This is a genomic window from Streptomyces sp. NPDC043812, from assembly GCF_056436245.1.
Genome location: NZ_JBWKCY010000030.1, coordinates 36,739 through 52,252 on the forward strand (window position 1 = coordinate 36,739; position 15,514 = coordinate 52,252).

The window sequence follows — 15,514 nt, forward strand, 5'->3', positions numbered from 1 at the left end:
TTGGTCACCCCTGGACCCGCCCCGCTTCGTCACCCCCGGACCCGTCCCGCGCCCGCGAACGGGCGAGTCGGTGAACTCCCCGCGCAGGGGCACTAGATTGACCGTGCACAGAGCGGGCCTGGCTGGTCAGGGGGCAGCGGTTTCATGGAATCCGAAGGCACATTCGACGCACGCGGCACACGTGCCAATCCCGTGCCACGTCCCGCCGGGCCGCCGCCCGACGAACCGTCGATGCCGGCCGGAACCCCCGCGCGGCCGGCGCACGCGCCGGTCACCCGGCCCGCCGTCGTCGAGTGGCTGCGCACCCCGCGGCCGCTGGCCGCCCCCGGCATCTGGCGACTCGGCCACCGCGAGCGGCCGCAGGAGGAGCCGGACGTCGTGCCCGCCCGCCAGCTGTTCAGCGGCGCCTTCATCGCCTATCTCTGCGGCTGGCTGGTGTGGTCACTGCTGTGGAACGGCTACCTCGAGGGGTGGTGGATCTTCGTCGACGAGTGGTGGCTGCTGCCGATGCTGTGGCTGGTGCCCGACGAGTGGAGGTCGGCCTCCAGCCCTCATGTGGAGCTCTACGTCGCCGCGACCTACCTCTACAACGCCCTCGTTCTCACTCTGCTCGCCGTCGGCTTCGGCCGGGTCGGCAACTGGCGCGAGGTCTGGCAGCGCTACGGCGTGCCGGTATGGCCGCTCTTCGTGCTGCTCCCGGGCGTGTGGCGCGACATGCCCCGCACCGTCACCTGGCTCACCTGGGTGTCCAACATCTACTACGTGCTGCTCGTGGCCGCCGTGATCGCGGCCGTGGGACGCATCGGCACCTGGCCGCCCGTACGGCGCCGTCTGGGGACCGCCGGGCCGGCGGCCACGCCCCAGCCTCCCTCCGAAGGCGACCCCGCCGACTGGCCCGAGCTGCGCGCCGCCGGTCTGACCGAGGCCGCAGCCCGGCTCGCCGACGCCACGGCACGCGGAACGCTCGGCGACGTGGACTACGCCCGGATCCGGCGTGCCTGGCAGGGAGTGCACGCCCGGCCCGAACGGCTCGCCGCCTTCGCCGACACCGTGCGCCGGCACGGGCCCGCCGCCTGCGCCCACCCCTCCGGCCTGCGGGACCTGCCCGTGCGCAGTGCCACGCACGATCTCGCCACCGCACAGGTCAAGATCGGCACCGTGGTCGACGACCCGCGCAACCCCTACGCACGCCGTACCACCGGCGTTGCCCTGGAGCCCGCGCTGCTGGGGACCTCGCTGCTCGCCGTCGGGCCCTCCGGGTCCGGCAAGAGCGTGCGGCTCGTTCGGCCCGTCGTCGAGTCCCTGTGCCTCCAGGCCCTCGCCAACCGCGCCGCCGTCGTCGCCGTCACCGCGCAGGGGGCAGCCCCCGCGCCCGACGACGACTTCGATCTGGTCATCTCCGTCGGCCGCGCCGACGGAGCCCACGACCTCGACCTGTACGGCGGCGCCGACGACCCCGACGAGGCGGCCCGCATGCTCGCCGAGGCGCTCGTCGGCGACCTCGCCGTCACACTCCCCGGCGGCGACAGCAGGCGCGCCGCCACCGCGCTCGCCCAGCTCATCGGGCCCTACGCCAGCGTGCACGGTCACTTCCCGGCGGTACCCGAGCTGCGCGAGCTGCTGGGCGGTGCCCCGGCCGCGCTTCGTGAACTGCGCGCCTCGCTGGAGGCCGCCGGAGAGTTGTCCCAGCTGCGTGAACTGGACGCCCGTGAACGGCAGTCGGCCCGCGCCGACGACATCGGCGTCCTGCTGGCGGAACGGATCGCGTTCCTGGACCGGCCCGCGTTCGCCCGGTTCTTCCGCACCGAGGGCGACCAACGGCAGTTCTCGCTGAGCGCCATCGAGCATCCGCTGCGCGTCCGCATCGACCTGCCCGAACGCGGCCACGCCGAGGCCTCGCGGATCGTCGCCCGGCTGGTGCTGGCGCAGTTCACCGAGGCGGCGCTGGCCCGTACGGACCGCTCGTTGTTCGCCTGCCTCGTCCTGGACGACGCCACGTACACGGTCACCGGCGACTCGGTGCGCGCCGTGCAGCGGCTGCGCACCGCGAACGCCGGGGTCGTCTTCGCCCTGCGCACGCTGGAGGACGTCCCCGAACCGCTGCGCGGCCCGCTGCTCGGCGCGGTCGGCTGCCGGATGGCCTTCGCCGGCCTCGCGCCCTGGGACGGCGGCCGCTTCGCCGACACCTGGGGCACCGAATGGGTGCAGACCCGGGACGTCACCAACCGGCAGATCATCTCCGACGAGCCGCTGACCAAGGCCCTGCACCTGATGCGCCGCCTCGTCACCGGCAAGGCGGCCACCGCCGAGGCGGTCACCGTGCGCGAGGTCGAGCGGGCCCGATGGTCGGCGTCCGACCTGGCGCACGCGCTGCCCGCCGGGCATGCGGTGCTGTCGCTCACCAGCGTCCGCGGTGAGCACGCGCCCCCGCTGCTGGTGGACCTGCGGACCTGAGAGAACCCCGGACTGCTACGCCCTGGCAGAATCGAATGAGGCCGTTCATACGGGACGGCGAAATTCCCGCCACCTCTGCGCATCTGTCCGAAGGGCTCACGGTTCCATGCCGCCCACTCTCGCCTCGCTCGTCCAGCACTCGGCGCTCAAGCTCACCGTGCGCGCCGGTGAGGACCGGCTCGAGACGCCGGTGCGCTGGGCCCACGTCAGCGAGCTCGCCGACCCCGTGCCGTACATGGAAGGCGGCGAGCTGCTGCTCGTCACCGCCATGACGCTCGACGCCCAGGACCGCGAGGCGATGCGGCGCTATGTGCGCAGGCTGGTCGGTGCGGGCGTGGTGGGGCTCGGCTTCGCGGTCGGCGTGTACTACGACGACATCCCGGACGCCCTGGTCGACGCCGCGAGGGAGGAAGGGCTGCCGCTGCTCGCGGTGCCGCGCCGCACTCCGTTCATCGCCATCTCCAAGGCGGTCTCCGCGGCGATCGCCGCGGACCAGTACCGGGCCGTGACGGCGGGTTTCGAGGCGCAGCGCGAGATGACCCGCGCGGCGCTGGCGGAGGGCCCCGACGCCGTTCTCGCCCGGCTCGCCGCGCATGTGGACGGCTGGGCCGCGCTGTACGACGCGTCCGGCGCCGTGGTCGCGGCCGCGCCGGATTGGGCCGCCCGCCGGGCCGCCCGGTTCACCGGCGACGTCGAACGACTGCGGGAGCGGACCGCGCCCGCCAGCGCCGTCGTCGGCGGCGCGGAGGCCGACGACCGGGTCGAGCTGCAGTCCCTCGGCTCCGGCCGCCGGGTGCGCGGCGCGCTCGCCGTCGGTACCGGGGCGCCGCTGGGCACCGCCGAACGCTACGCCGTGCACTCGGCCGTCGCCCTGTTGACGCTCACCACCGAGCGCTCCCGCTCTCTCCAGGCCGCGGAACAGCGGCTGGGCGCCGCGGTGCTGCGGATGCTGCTGTCCGGGCAGCCGGACCACGCCAGGGCGGTGGCGGGAGATCTGTACGGCGGTCTGCTCGACGCCCCGTTCCGGCTCCTGATCGCCGAACCTGCGGGGGAGCCCGACCCCGGAGGTGCTCCCGGTCGGCTGAACGCCTTCACCGAGTCCCTGGAATCGGCGGCCGCCCGGGCCGGGGAGCCCTTGCTCGCGGTGCCCGACATAGACGACCGGCTCGTGGTCCTCGCCGCGGACGGCGGCGCGGTGGTCGCCGCGTGCGCCTCCGCCTACGGCGAGAAGGAGGCGGAGGACACCGAGACGATCGTCGGCATGTCCGCGCCGACCGGGCCCATAGCGGCGGCCGGGGCGTACAAGCAGGCGGAGCAGGCGCTGTCGGTGGCGCGTCGGCGCGGCCGGGCGCTGGTCGAGCACGAGGAACTCGCTTCCGGGTCGATCCTGCCCCTGCTCGCGGACGACGCGGTGCGTGCGTTCGCCGACGGCATGCTGCGCGCGCTGCACGAACACGATGCGACCGGCCGCGGTGACCTCGTCGCCTCCCTGCGCGCCTGGCTCTCCCGGCACGGCCAGTGGGACGCGGCAGCGGCAGATCTGGGCGTGCACCGTCACACGCTGCGCTACCGGATGCGGCGCGTCGAGGAGATCCTGGGGCGCTCCCTGGACGATCCGGACGTGCGAATGGAGCTGTGGCTGTCGCTGAAGACGACGTCCGGCACGACGGCCGAGCAGTGAGTCGCAGCAGCTTTTGACCTCATCCTGCCCGATGCCGGGCAGAATTCTTGCAGTTGAGGTCCGCGCTTTCCTATCTTCCTGCCTTGTGATCGCACGCACGATGCTGCGACCGCACCCCAGGGAGACGAGGGAACATTCATGACCCACCCCGCGGCCGACACGGACGCACCCGTCGCAGGAGCCGTGTCCGCGGCGGCGTCGCACGGTCGGCGCATCACCGGCGCCGTCTGGGCGGCCCTCGGCATCGTGTACGTCGTCTGGGGCTCCACGTATCTCGGCATCCGCGTCGCCGTCGAGACGATGCCGCCGTTCCTGTCCGCCGCTGCCCGGTTCGTCGTCGCCGGGCTCGTCCTCGGCGCGCTCGTCGCCTGGCGGTACGGGTCCGCGGCGCTGAAGGTCACCCGGGCGCAGCTCGCCTCCGCCTGTCTCGTCGGCCTGTTGCTGCTTCTGGGCGGCAACGGACTCGTCGTCCTCGCCGAGACGTCCATCCCCTCCGGACTCGCCGCCCTGCTCGTCGCGGTCGTCCCCGCCTGGGTCGTGGTGCTGCGCAGGGCGTCCGGCGAACGCCCGGGCACCGGCGCGTACCTCGGCGTCCTGCTCGGACTCGCCGGACTCGCCGTGCTCACCCTGCCCGGGCTCAGCGGCGAGGTGCGCATCGGTGGCGTCCTCACGGTGATCGTCGCGACGGTGATGTGGTCGGTGGGTTCCTTCACGTCGTCGCGCATCCCGATGCCGGCCAACCCCTTCGCGGCGAGCGCGTACGAGATGGTCGCGGGCGGTATCGGCTCGGCGGTCGTCGCCCTCGCCCGGGGCGAGCAGCACGGCTTCCGCATCGAGGACGTCTCGGCCCGGTCCTGGACCGCCCTCGCCTACCTCGTCGTCTTCGGCTCGCTGATCGGGTTCACGGCGTACGCCTGGCTGCTGCACTCCGCGCCGCTGTCCCTGGTCGCGACCTACGCGTACGTGAACCCCGTCGTGGCGGTGCTGCTCGGCGCGCTGGTCCTCGGCGAGACGCTGTCCTGGCCGATCGCCGTCGGCGGTGCGGTGGTGGTGGCGGGGGTGTGTCTGATCGTCACCACGGAACGCCGCCGCTGAACCCCGACGGCGTGGCGCGCCGCGAGCTCTGCGGCGCTGTCGGTCCCGCGGTCACGACCCCGGCCCCGCACACGCCAAAGCGTCCGAGACGCGAACGTCACCACTACACGCCGGACAAACACATCCGGCCCCTCCCGGTCCTACCGTGGGCACAGACACACGCCATCTACTTCGGAAGGGCCGGGATCCGGATATGACCTCCCTCCACGCCTTCTGGCTCGCCGGCCGCCAGGCCACCGGCGAGGCCGCCTTCGACGTCACCTCCCCCTGGGACGGCCGGCTCGTCGGCCGGGTCTCCGTCCCCACCGAGGCCCAGGTCGAGGAGGCCGTCGCCGCCGCGCACGCCGTGCGTGACGAGTTCGCCGCGACCCCGGCCCATGTACGTGCAGCGGCCCTCGACCACGTCTCCCGGCGGCTCGTCGAGCGCACCGAGGAGATCGCGCAGCTGATCTCCGCCGAGAACGGCAAGCCGATCAAGTGGGCCCGCGGCGAGGTCGGCCGTGCCGTCTCCGTCTTCCGGTTCGCCGCCGAGGAGGCCCGTCGCTTCAACGGCGGCGACGCCCAGCGCCTGGACACCGACGCCGGCGGCCAGGGCCGTCTCGCGCTCACCCGCCGCTTCCCCAAGGGCGTCGTCCTCGGCATCGCGCCGTTCAACTTCCCGCTCAACCTCTGCGCCCACAAGATCGCCCCCGCGATCGCCGTCGGTGCGCCGATCATCCTCAAGCCCGCCCCGGCCACCCCGCTGTCCGGCCTGATCCTCGGCGAGCTGCTGGCCGAGACCGAGCTGCCCGAGGGTTCCTGGTCCGTGCTGACGGTCCCGAACGACCAGATGCCGGCCCTCGTCCAGGACGAGCGCCTGCCGGTCATCTCCTTCACCGGCTCCGACAAGGTCGGCTACGCGATCATGGACTCGGTGCCGCGCAAGCACTGCACCCTGGAGCTCGGCGGCAACGGCGCGGCCGTCGTCCTCGCCGACTTCGCGAGCGAGCAGGACCTGGACTGGGCGGCGACCCGCATCGCCACCTTCTCCAACTACCAGGGCGGCCAGTCCTGCATCTCCGTGCAGCGGGTGATCGCCGACGCGACCGTGTACGACCGGCTGCTCCCGAAGATCGTTGCGGCCGTCGAGGCCCAGGTCACCGGCGACCCCTCAGACGCCGCCACCGACGTCGGCCCGCTGGTCAGCGAGGACGCCGCCAAGCGCGTGGAGTCCTGGGTCGACGAGGCCGTGCAGGGCGGCGCGAAGCTGCTCGCCGGCGGCAAGCGGGACGGCGCCGCCTACGCGCCCACCGTCCTCACCGACGTCCCCGCCGACGCCACCCTCGCCTGCGAGGAGATCTTCGGGCCGGTCCTGACCGTGACCAGGGTCGACGGGGAGACCGAGGCGTTCGCCGCCGTCAACGACTCCAAGTACGGCCTGCAGGCGGGCGTGTTCACGCACGACCTGCAGACCGCCTTCCGCGCCCACCGCGCCCTCGAGGTCGGCGGTGTGATCGTCGGCGACGTTCCGTCCTACCGCGCCGACCAGATGCCCTACGGCGGCGCCAAGCAGTCCGGCGTGGGCCGCGAGGGCGTGGCCTTCGCGATGGACGACTACACGTACGAGCGGGTCCTGGTCCTCACTGGACTGGCCCTGTAGAGCCGTACGCGCCACGACCGACGGCCGGAGCCCACTGTGCGGGGGCTCCGGCCGTCCCCGTCGGCCACCGCTGCCGTACGCGGGCTGGTGAAGGTGTCGGGAATCGGGTACTACGAACGAGTAGCACCGACCGGTAGACGCCCGGCAGGTCCCCGACTCGCGGCGAGGTGAACCTCATGTCCGCACCACCCGACAGGCCACTCGACAAGCCCCACGACAAACCGACGACGCCCCCCAAGGTCACGGAGCGCGAAGCGCGACAGGTCGCCGAGGCGGCACGTGAACAGGACTGGCGCAAACCCAGTTTCGCGAAAGAACTGTTCCTCGGGCGCTTCCGGCTCGACCTGATCCATCCGCACCCGATGCCCACCGGCGAGGCCGCCAGGCGCGGCGAGGAGTTCTTGTCGAAGCTGCGGGTCTTCTGCGAGACGAAGATCGACGGCGCGCAGATCGAGCGCGACGCGCAGATCCCCGACGACGTCATCAACGGCCTGCGCGAACTCGGCGCGCTCGGCATGAAGATCGACCCCAAATACGGCGGACTCGGCCTCACCCAGGTCTACTACAACAAGGCGCTCGCCCTCGTCGGCTCGGCGAACCCCGCGATCGGCGCACTCCTGTCGGCCCATCAGTCGATCGGCGTGCCCCAGCCTCTGAAGCAGTTCGGCACCCAGGAGCAGAAGGACGCGTTCCTCCCGCGCCTTGCCCGCCACGACATCTCGGCCTTCCTGCTCACCGAGCCGGACGTCGGCTCCGACCCGGCGCGGCTCGCCACCACCGCCGTCCCGGACGGCGACGACTACGTCCTCGACGGCGTCAAGCTGTGGACGACCAACGGGGTCGTCGCCGACCTCCTCGTCGTCATGGCGAGGGTCCCGAAGAGCGAGGGTCACAAGGGCGGCATCACCGCGTTCGTCGTCGAGGCGTCCAGCGAGGGCATCACGGTCGAGAATCGCAACGCCTTCATGGGCCTGCGCGGACTGGAGAACGGCGTCACCCGCTTCCACCGGGTGCGCGTCCCCGCCGCGAACCGCATCGGCCCCGAGGGCTCGGGCCTCAAGATCGCCCTCACCACGCTCAACACCGGCCGTCTCTCGCTGCCCGCGATGTGCGTCGGCGCCGGCAAGTGGTGTCTGAAGATCGCCCGCGAATGGTCCGCGGAGCGTGAGCAGTGGGGCAGGCCGGTCGCCAAGCACGAGGCGGTCGGGGCGAAGATCTCCTTCATCGCCGCCACCACGTTCGCCCTGGAGGCGGTGCTCGACCTGTCCTCGCAGATGGCCGACGAGGACCGCAACGACATCCGTATCGAGGCCGCACTCGCCAAGCTGTACGGCTCCGAGATGGCCTGGCTCATGGCCGACGAAATGGTCCAGATCCGCGGCGGCCGCGGCTTCGAGACCGCCGACTCGCTCGCAGCCCGCGGTGAGCGGGCCGTGCCCGCCGAGCAGTTGCTGCGCGATCTGCGCATCAACCGCATCTTCGAGGGTTCCACCGAGATCATGCATCTGCTGATCGCCCGCGAGGCGGTCGACGCCCATCTCGCGGTCGCCGGCGACATCATCGACCCCGACAAACCCCTGTCCGCCAAGGCGAAGGCGGGCGCGAACGCCGCGGCCTTCTACGCCCGCTGGCTGCCCAAGCTCGTCACCGGCCCCGGCCAACTGCCACGCACGTACGGCGAGTTCCACCCGGCCGGGCACGCCGACCTGTCCACCCACCTGCGCTATGTGGAGCGCAACGCGCGCAAACTGGCCCGCTCCACCTTCTACGCCATGTCCCGGTGGCAGGGCCGGATGGAGACCAAGCAGGGCTTCCTCGGGCGGATCGTGGACATCGGCGCCGAACTGTTCGCCATGAGCGCCGCCTGTGTACGCGCGGAGTTGCTGCGCACCTCCGGTGACCACGGCCGCGAGGCGTACCAGTTGGCCGACGTCTTCTGCCGGCAGGCCCGGATCCGGGTGGAGGAGCTCTTCACCCGGCTGTGGTCCAACACCGACGACATCGACCACAAGATCGTGAACGGTGTGCTGTCGGGCACGTACACCTGGCTGGAGGAGGGCATCATCGATCCCAGCGGCGAAGGCCCCTGGATCGCCGACGCCACCCCGGGACCGACCGAACGGGCCAACGTGCACCGGCCCATCCGCTGAGCGCGGTGCGGGGCGCGTCCTGCGGGACGCGCCCCGCATGCGTGCCCCGCCCCGGGCCGGTGGCGCGGGGACCGGCGGATGTCCCACAATCGAGCTTCGATCACGGTCAACCGGTGGACGGGGCAGGCATGTTCGAGGGGCAATCGACCGGGGACGGCACACGGGCAGCCCGTCGGAGGCCGTGGGCGTGGAGCGCCGTGGCGGCCGCACTGCTGGCGGCCACCGCCGCGTGCGGCAGCGGCGACGACACCGGCGCGGACAAGAACCGTGCCACCCCCTCCGCACCGGCGGCCGGCGGCGCGGCGCTCCGGGCCGCGGACCTGCGGGCCGCCGCCTTCGCCGACGGCGAGCGGATCGGCAGGTACACCGCGAGGGAGGCCGACGCAGCCCCGCTGGGCGAGAACTACACCGCCGATCCGGCGGAGTGCCAGCCCCTCGTGAGCCTCGCCCGCGGCGCGACCGCCCATGATCCTGTAGCCGAGGTGCATCGCGAGGTCGACGTCGCCGAGGAGGTCGCCGGGATCGGCGTCCTCGTCCAACTCCGTTCGTACGACGGCGAGAGTGCCGCCGCCGTCATGAAGGACCTCGGCAGCGCGGGCACCCGCTGCGCCGGGGGCTACACCGAGCAGCGCACCCTCGCGCGGGCGAAGGTGCTGAAGGTCGAGACCGTCCAGGCACCCCCGATCGGCGACGAGGCGAGGGCCTTCCGTTTCACGGTCCTCGATGTCAAGGGCGAGCTGAAGCTGTACGAGTACCTGACCGTCGTCCGGTCCGGCACGGCCACGCTCTCGTTCCGTGCCGACTTCCTGGGCACCGAGGACATCAAGGCGGTCCCCCAGAAGATCGTCGACGCCCAGTGGAAGAAGTTCTCGTCGGACAGGGGCGGGTCCTGAGCCGGGGGGACCTGTCCGGGCCGACAGGATCTGCGGCCACAATGGGGGGATGAGCGACAGCCCATCACCCCTCGCCGACCCGCATCTGACCTTCGACGCTTCGGAGGGCCGCCGGGACGTCGTCGTCCTCGGCTCGACCGGGTCCATCGGCACGCAGGCCATCGACCTGGTACTGCGCAACCCCGACCGCTTCCGTGTCACCGCGCTGTCCGCAGCCGGCGGACGGGTCGGTCTGCTCGCCGAGCAGGCCCGCCGACTGGGGGTCCGCAGTGTTGCCGTCGCCCGCGAGGACGCGGTGCCGGCGCTGCGCGAGGCGCTGAGGGAGCAGTACGGCACGGAGCCGCTGCCCGAGATCCTCGCCGGTCCGGACGCCGCGACCGAGGTCGCCACGTCCCCCTGTCACACCGTGCTCAACGGCATCACGGGCTCCATCGGACTCGCCCCCACCCTGGCCGCCCTCGAGGCCGGGCGGACCCTGGCACTGGCGAACAAGGAATCGCTCATCGTCGGCGGACCGCTGGTCAAGGCGATCGCCAAGCCGGGGCAGATCATCCCGGTCGACTCCGAGCACGCCGCCCTGTTCCAGGCCCTGGCAGCCGGGACACGCGCCGATGTGCGCAAGCTCGTCGTGACCGCCTCCGGCGGACCCTTCCGGGGCCGCAAGAAGGCGGATCTGGCCGCTGTCACCCCCGCGGACGCACTCGCTCACCCCACCTGGGCCATGGGCCCGGTGATCACGGTGAACAGCGCCACGCTCGTCAACAAGGGGCTGGAGGTCATCGAGGCGCACCTCCTCTACGACATTCCCTTCGACCGCATTGAGGTCGTCGTGCACCCTCAGTCGTATGTCCACTCGATGGTGGAGTTCACGGACGGTTCGACACTCGCGCAGGCCACCCCGCCGGACATGCGGGGACCGATCGCCATCGGTCTCGGCTGGCCGGAGCGGGTGCCCGACGCCGCCCCCGCGTTCGACTGGTCCACGGCCTCGACCTGGGAGTTCTTCCCGCTCGACAACGAGGCGTTCCCCTCGGTGGGACTCGCCCGGCAGGTGGGGGAGCTGGGCGGCACGGCTCCGGCGGTGTTCAATGCGGCCAACGAGGAGTGTGTCGAGGCTTTCCTGGCCGGGCGGCTGCCGTTCAACGGCATCATGGATACCGTCACACAGGTGGTTTCCGAACACGGCACCCCCGCACCGGGAACTTCCCTCACGGTGGCGGACGTCCTCGAAGCGGATGCCTGGGCCCGTGCCAGGGCCCGTGAGACGGCAGCGAAGTACACACACAGCAGCGATGAACGGCCTGCGGAGGCTCGCGCATGACGATGGTGTTGACGGTCCTCGGCATAGTGCTGTTCGGCGTGGGGCTTTTGTTCTCCATCGCATGGCACGAGCTGGGCCATCTGTCGACGGCGAAGCTGTTCGGCATCCGGGTGCCGCAGTACATGGTCGGCTTCGGGCCCACCCTGTTCTCACGGCACAAGGGTGAGACCGAGTACGGCATCAAGGCCATCCCGATGGGCGGCTACATCCGCATGATCGGGATGTTCCCGCCCGGCAAGGACGGCAGGATCGAGGCCCGGTCGACCTCTCCGTGGCGCGGCATGATCGAGGACGCCCGTACGGCCGCGTACGAGGAACTCCAGCCCGGCGACGAGACGCGGATGTTCTACACGCGCAAGCCGTGGAAGCGCGTGATCGTGATGTTCGCGGGGCCGTTCATGAACCTCGTCCTCGCGGTGGCAATCTTCGTCGGCGTGATGATGACGTTCGGCACACCGACGCAGACCACCGAGGTGGCAGGCGTCCAGCAGTGCGTCATCGAGCAGAGCGAGAAGCGCGACAAGTGCGCCGCGAGCGACCCCGAATCGCCTGCCGCCCTGGCCGGACTGAAGGAGGGCGACAAGATCGTCGCCTTCAACGGGGACCGGATCGATGACTGGCCCACCCTGTCGGAGCGCATCCGCGAGACGATCGGCCCGGCGAGCATCACCGTCGAGCGGGACGGTCAGGAACAGGTCCTCGAGGCGAAGCTCATCAAGAACCTCGTCGTCAAGAAGGACGAGGACGGCGAGGTCGTCGCCGGCTACGAGCCCGCGGGCTACCTCGGCTTCGCCGCCAAGACGGAGATCTTGCCCCTGTCGTTCGGTGACTCCGTCGACCGCATGGGCGGCATGATCGAGAACGGCGCCGAGTCGATCATCGCGCTGCCCTCGAAGGTTCCGGACCTGTGGGACGCCGCGTTCGGCGACGGGGAGCGCAAGGACGACTCCCCGGTCGGAGTCGTCGGCGCGGCCCGGCTCAGCGGCGAGGTGCTCAACCTGGACATGCCGACGACGAACATCGTCGCCACGTTCCTGATGCTGCTCGCCGGCTTCAACCTGTCGCTGTTCCTGTTCAACATGCTGCCGCTGCTGCCCCTGGACGGCGGGCACATCGCGGGAGCCATGTGGGAGTCCGTGCGACGGGGCATCGCCAAGCTGTTCCGGCGTCCCGACCCCGGCCCGTTCGACGTGGCGAAGCTGATGCCCGTGGCCTATGTGGTGGCCGGAATCTTCATCTGCTTCACCCTGCTCGTCCTGGTGGCGGACATCGTCAACCCGGTGAAGATCAGCTGACGGGAGCACCTTTGCGGCGGCCGGACACGCTTCGTGTCCGGCCGTCACCTTTGGGTGGACTTCTGGCGTGCGATGTGCCCGGCCGAACTCCAGTGCCGTAATCTCGGGTCCTGGAGCCCGCCGATCTCGGGACCTCGATCCATACCTTGGGGTTGCACAGCAGATGACTGCAATTTCTCTCGGAATTCCGTCCGTTCCGACGAAGCTCGCCGACCGGAGGGTCAGCCGGAAGATTCAGGTGGGTTCCGTTGCGGTCGGCGGGGACGCACCGGTCTCGGTGCAGTCGATGACCACGACCAGGACCTCGGACATCGGTGCGACGCTCCAGCAGATCGCGGAGCTCACCGCGTCCGGCTGCCAGATCGTCCGGGTGGCCTGCCCCACCCAGGACGACGCGGACGCACTGGCCACCATCGCCAAGAAGTCGCAGATCCCCGTGATCGCCGACATCCACTTCCAGCCGAAGTACGTCTTCGCCGCGATCGACGCGGGCTGCGCGGCGGTCCGGGTCAACCCGGGCAACATCAAGCAGTTCGACGACAAGGTCAAGGAGATCGCGAAGGCGGCGGGGGAGGCGGGCACCCCGATCCGGATCGGCGTCAACGCGGGCTCGCTGGACCGTCGCCTGCTGGAGAAGTACGGCAAGGCCACCCCCGAGGCCCTGGTGGAATCCGCGCTGTGGGAGGCGTCCCTCTTCGAGGAGCACGGCTTCCGGGACATCAAGATCTCGGTGAAGCACAACGACCCGGTCGTGATGGTGAACGCCTACCGCCAGCTCGCCGCCCAGAGCGACTACCCGCTGCACCTGGGTGTCACCGAGGCCGGTCCTGCCTTCCAGGGCACCATCAAGTCCGCGGTGGCCTTCGGCGCGCTGCTCGCCGAGGGCATCGGCGACACGATCCGCGTCTCGCTGTCCGCGCCGCCGGCGGAGGAGGTCAAGGTCGGCATCCAGATCCTGGAGTCGCTGAATCTGCGTCAGCGCCGGCTGGAGATCGTCTCGTGCCCCTCGTGCGGCCGGGCGCAGGTCGATGTCTACAAGCTGGCCGACGAGGTGTCCGCCGGTCTGGAGGGCATGGAGGTCCCGCTGCGCGTCGCCGTCATGGGCTGCGTCGTCAACGGCCCGGGCGAGGCACGCGAGGCGGACCTCGGTGTCGCCTCCGGCAACGGCAAGGGCCAGATCTTCGTGAAGGGCGAGGTCATCAAGACGGTGCCCGAGTCGAAGATCGTCGAGACCTTGATCGACGAGGCCATGAAGATCGCCGAGCAGATGGAGAAGGACGGCATCGCCTCCGGCGAACCCCAGGTCTCCATCGGCGCCTGACCACTCGTCCTCTGCCCGACCGTTCCCCCGAAGACCCCGTCGCCCACCGGCCGGGGTCTTTCGGCATTCACGGAATCGGCACGGCACCTGCCCGGCAGGTAAAGTGCCAGGATCAGCAAACCGTATGGTGAGGCCCCTCGTGTTGACGCAGACCACCACCCGGGTCCTCGACCCCGGCGAACTCGGCGCAGCGCTCGCCATCCTCGAGAGCGAGCCTGTGACGAATGCTTTCGTCACCGCACGGGTCCAGGTCGCGGGCCTCGACCCCTGGCGCCTCGGCGGCGAGATGTGGGGCTGGTACGCCGACGGCCGACTGCGTTCCCTGTGCTACTCCGGTGCCAATCTGGTCCCGGTCTGTGCCACCCCCGAAGCCGTACGCGCCTTCGCCGACCGGGCCCGCAGGGCCGGCCGCCGCTGCTCGTCCATCGTCGGTCCCGTGGAGTCGGCCACGGCCCTGTGGCGGCTGCTCGAACCGAGCTGGGGACCGGCCAGGGACGTCCGTGCGCACCAGCCGCTCATGGTCACCGAGAAGGTCCCCGACGACATCGAGCCCGATCCGTTCGTCCGCCGCATCCGCAAGGACGAGATGGACGTGATCATGCCGGCGTGCGTGTCGATGTTCACCGAAGAGGTCGGCGTCTCCCCCATGGCCGGTGACGGCGGACTGCTCTATCAGGCCCGTGTCGCCGAACTGGTCGGCGCGGGACGGTCGTTCGCGCGCATCGAGGACGGCAAGGTCGTCTTCAAGGCCGAGATCGGCGCGGCGACGGCCAAGGCCTGCCAGATCCAGGGCGTCTGGGTCGCCCCCGAATACCGCGGCCGCGGACTGTCCGAGACCGGCATGGCAGCGGTCCTGCGCTATGCGCTCGCGGACGTCTCGCCGATCGTCAGCCTGTACGTCAACGACTACAACACGGCAGCCAGAGCCTCCTACCGCCGGGTCGGATTCCGCGAGGTCGGGGCGTTCATGAGCGTGCTGTTCTGACGGCAGCGAAGGATCCCGGCGCAGTGTTCTGGCCGCGCCCGCCGACCAGTAGGGTTCCGTCATGGCAGCAGATCCCGGGCACACGTCTGAGGCCCGCGACGTCCTCATCGGACCGCTCGCCCTGGCCGACCGGGTCGACGAGGCGCTCGCCGTCCAGGCCCTCGCCTTCGGACTCAGCGACGAAGAGATCGACATCCGCCGCTACATCGTGCTGCGGCATCTGACGAACCCGGGCGCGTGTGCGCTCGGAGCCACCACCGGGGACGGCCGCCTCGTCGGATTCGTCTACGGAATGCCCAACGACCGCAGCCACTGGTGGTCCACCGTCGTGGAACCGTATCTGCGCGGCAACGGCAGCGACGGGTGGCTCGACGACTCGTTCGTCATCACCGAACTGCACGTCCACCCCGCCTACCAGGGCCGGGGCGTCGGCCGCGAACTGATCACCACGATCACGGACGCCGCCGACCAGCCGCGCTCCATCCTGTCCGCCATCGACATCGAGAGCCCTGCCCGCGGGCTCTACCGCCGACTCGGCTACCAGGACCTGGCCCGCCGCGTCCTGTTCCCGAGCGCGCCGAGTCCTTACGCGGTGATGGGCGCCGCACTGCCCCTGCTGCGCGGCAACTGATTTCCGCCTGCCGGTGCCACCCGGCTAACCTCCTGCACATCACACGTTC

Annotated in this window: 11 protein-coding genes; all 11 read left to right on the forward strand. The window is 71.1% G+C overall.

Annotation, left to right across the window (positions count from 1 at the left end; genetic code table 11):
- Positions 1 to 231 precede the first annotated feature (231 nt).
- Positions 232 to 2,454: a type IV secretory system conjugative DNA transfer family protein gene (locus AC067Z_RS32625; RefSeq protein WP_478793261.1), complete on the forward strand. Its 2,223-nt coding sequence runs from the start codon at positions 232 to 234 to the stop codon at positions 2,452 to 2,454.
- A 106-nt stretch (positions 2,455 to 2,560) separates the two neighbouring features.
- A complete protein-coding gene (locus AC067Z_RS32630) occupies positions 2,561 to 4,135 on the forward strand; it encodes a PucR family transcriptional regulator (RefSeq protein ID WP_478793262.1) in 1,575 nt (524 codons plus the stop codon).
- A 138-nt stretch (positions 4,136 to 4,273) separates the two neighbouring features.
- Complete coding sequence (locus tag AC067Z_RS32635; protein ID WP_478793263.1) at positions 4,274 to 5,230, forward strand: EamA family transporter; 957 nt, start codon at positions 4,274 to 4,276, stop codon at positions 5,228 to 5,230.
- A 193-nt stretch (positions 5,231 to 5,423) separates the two neighbouring features.
- On the forward strand, positions 5,424 to 6,869 hold the full coding sequence (locus AC067Z_RS32640; RefSeq protein ID WP_478793264.1) for an aldehyde dehydrogenase family protein: 1,446 nt from the start codon (positions 5,424 to 5,426) through the stop codon (positions 6,867 to 6,869).
- 176 nt (positions 6,870 to 7,045) lie between these two features.
- Positions 7,046 to 9,019, forward strand: coding sequence for an acyl-CoA dehydrogenase family protein (locus AC067Z_RS32645; RefSeq protein ID WP_478793265.1), 1,974 nt, complete (start codon positions 7,046 to 7,048; stop codon positions 9,017 to 9,019).
- A gap of 197 nt (positions 9,020 to 9,216) precedes the next feature.
- Complete coding sequence (locus AC067Z_RS32650) at positions 9,217 to 9,912, forward strand: hypothetical protein (protein WP_478793266.1); 696 nt, start codon at positions 9,217 to 9,219, stop codon at positions 9,910 to 9,912.
- Positions 9,913 to 9,961: 49 nt separating this feature from the next.
- Positions 9,962 to 11,233 carry a 1-deoxy-D-xylulose-5-phosphate reductoisomerase gene (dxr, locus tag AC067Z_RS32655; RefSeq protein WP_478793267.1) on the forward strand — a complete coding sequence of 424 codons (1,272 nt, stop codon included), beginning with the start codon at positions 9,962 to 9,964 and terminating at the stop codon, positions 11,231 to 11,233.
- Positions 11,230 to 12,528 (forward strand): M50 family metallopeptidase, encoded by a 1,299-nt coding sequence (locus AC067Z_RS32660; RefSeq protein ID WP_478793268.1) that lies wholly within the window; start codon positions 11,230 to 11,232, stop codon positions 12,526 to 12,528. The genes dxr and AC067Z_RS32660 overlap by 4 nt, the downstream gene beginning before the upstream one ends.
- 163 nt (positions 12,529 to 12,691) lie before the next feature.
- On the forward strand, positions 12,692 to 13,849 hold the full coding sequence (gene ispG, locus AC067Z_RS32665) for a flavodoxin-dependent (E)-4-hydroxy-3-methylbut-2-enyl-diphosphate synthase (RefSeq protein ID WP_478793269.1): 1,158 nt from the start codon (positions 12,692 to 12,694) through the stop codon (positions 13,847 to 13,849).
- A gap of 124 nt (positions 13,850 to 13,973) precedes the next feature.
- Positions 13,974 to 14,834 (forward strand): GNAT family N-acetyltransferase, encoded by an 861-nt coding sequence (locus AC067Z_RS32670; RefSeq protein ID WP_478793270.1) that lies wholly within the window; start codon positions 13,974 to 13,976, stop codon positions 14,832 to 14,834.
- Positions 14,835 to 14,895: 61 nt separating this feature from the next.
- Entirely contained in the window at positions 14,896 to 15,465 is a 570-nt protein-coding gene (locus tag AC067Z_RS32675) for a GNAT family N-acetyltransferase (protein ID WP_478793271.1), read from the forward strand.
- Positions 15,466 to 15,514: the final 49 nt, after the last annotated feature.

Bases quoted from the DNA above. Each gene is read 5' to 3' on its own strand.
- dxr (WP_478793267.1), top strand. From the start codon at position 9,962: ATGAGCGACAGCCCATCACCCCTCGCCGACCCGCATCTGACCTTCGAC.
- AC067Z_RS32635 (WP_478793263.1), top strand. From the start codon at position 4,274: ATGACCCACCCCGCGGCCGACACGGACGCACCCGTCGCAGGAGCCGTG.
- AC067Z_RS32625 (WP_478793261.1), top strand. From the start codon at position 232: ATGCCGGCCGGAACCCCCGCGCGGCCGGCGCACGCGCCGGTCACCCGG.
- AC067Z_RS32660 (WP_478793268.1), top strand. From the start codon at position 11,230: ATGACGATGGTGTTGACGGTCCTCGGCATAGTGCTGTTCGGCGTGGGG.
- AC067Z_RS32675 (WP_478793271.1), top strand. From the start codon at position 14,896: ATGGCAGCAGATCCCGGGCACACGTCTGAGGCCCGCGACGTCCTCATC.
- ispG (WP_478793269.1), top strand. From the start codon at position 12,692: ATGACTGCAATTTCTCTCGGAATTCCGTCCGTTCCGACGAAGCTCGCC.
- AC067Z_RS32645 (WP_478793265.1), top strand. From the start codon at position 7,046: ATGTCCGCACCACCCGACAGGCCACTCGACAAGCCCCACGACAAACCG.
- AC067Z_RS32670 (WP_478793270.1), top strand. From the start codon at position 13,974: ATGGTGAGGCCCCTCGTGTTGACGCAGACCACCACCCGGGTCCTCGAC.
- AC067Z_RS32630 (WP_478793262.1), top strand. From the start codon at position 2,561: ATGCCGCCCACTCTCGCCTCGCTCGTCCAGCACTCGGCGCTCAAGCTC.
- AC067Z_RS32640 (WP_478793264.1), top strand. From the start codon at position 5,424: ATGACCTCCCTCCACGCCTTCTGGCTCGCCGGCCGCCAGGCCACCGGC.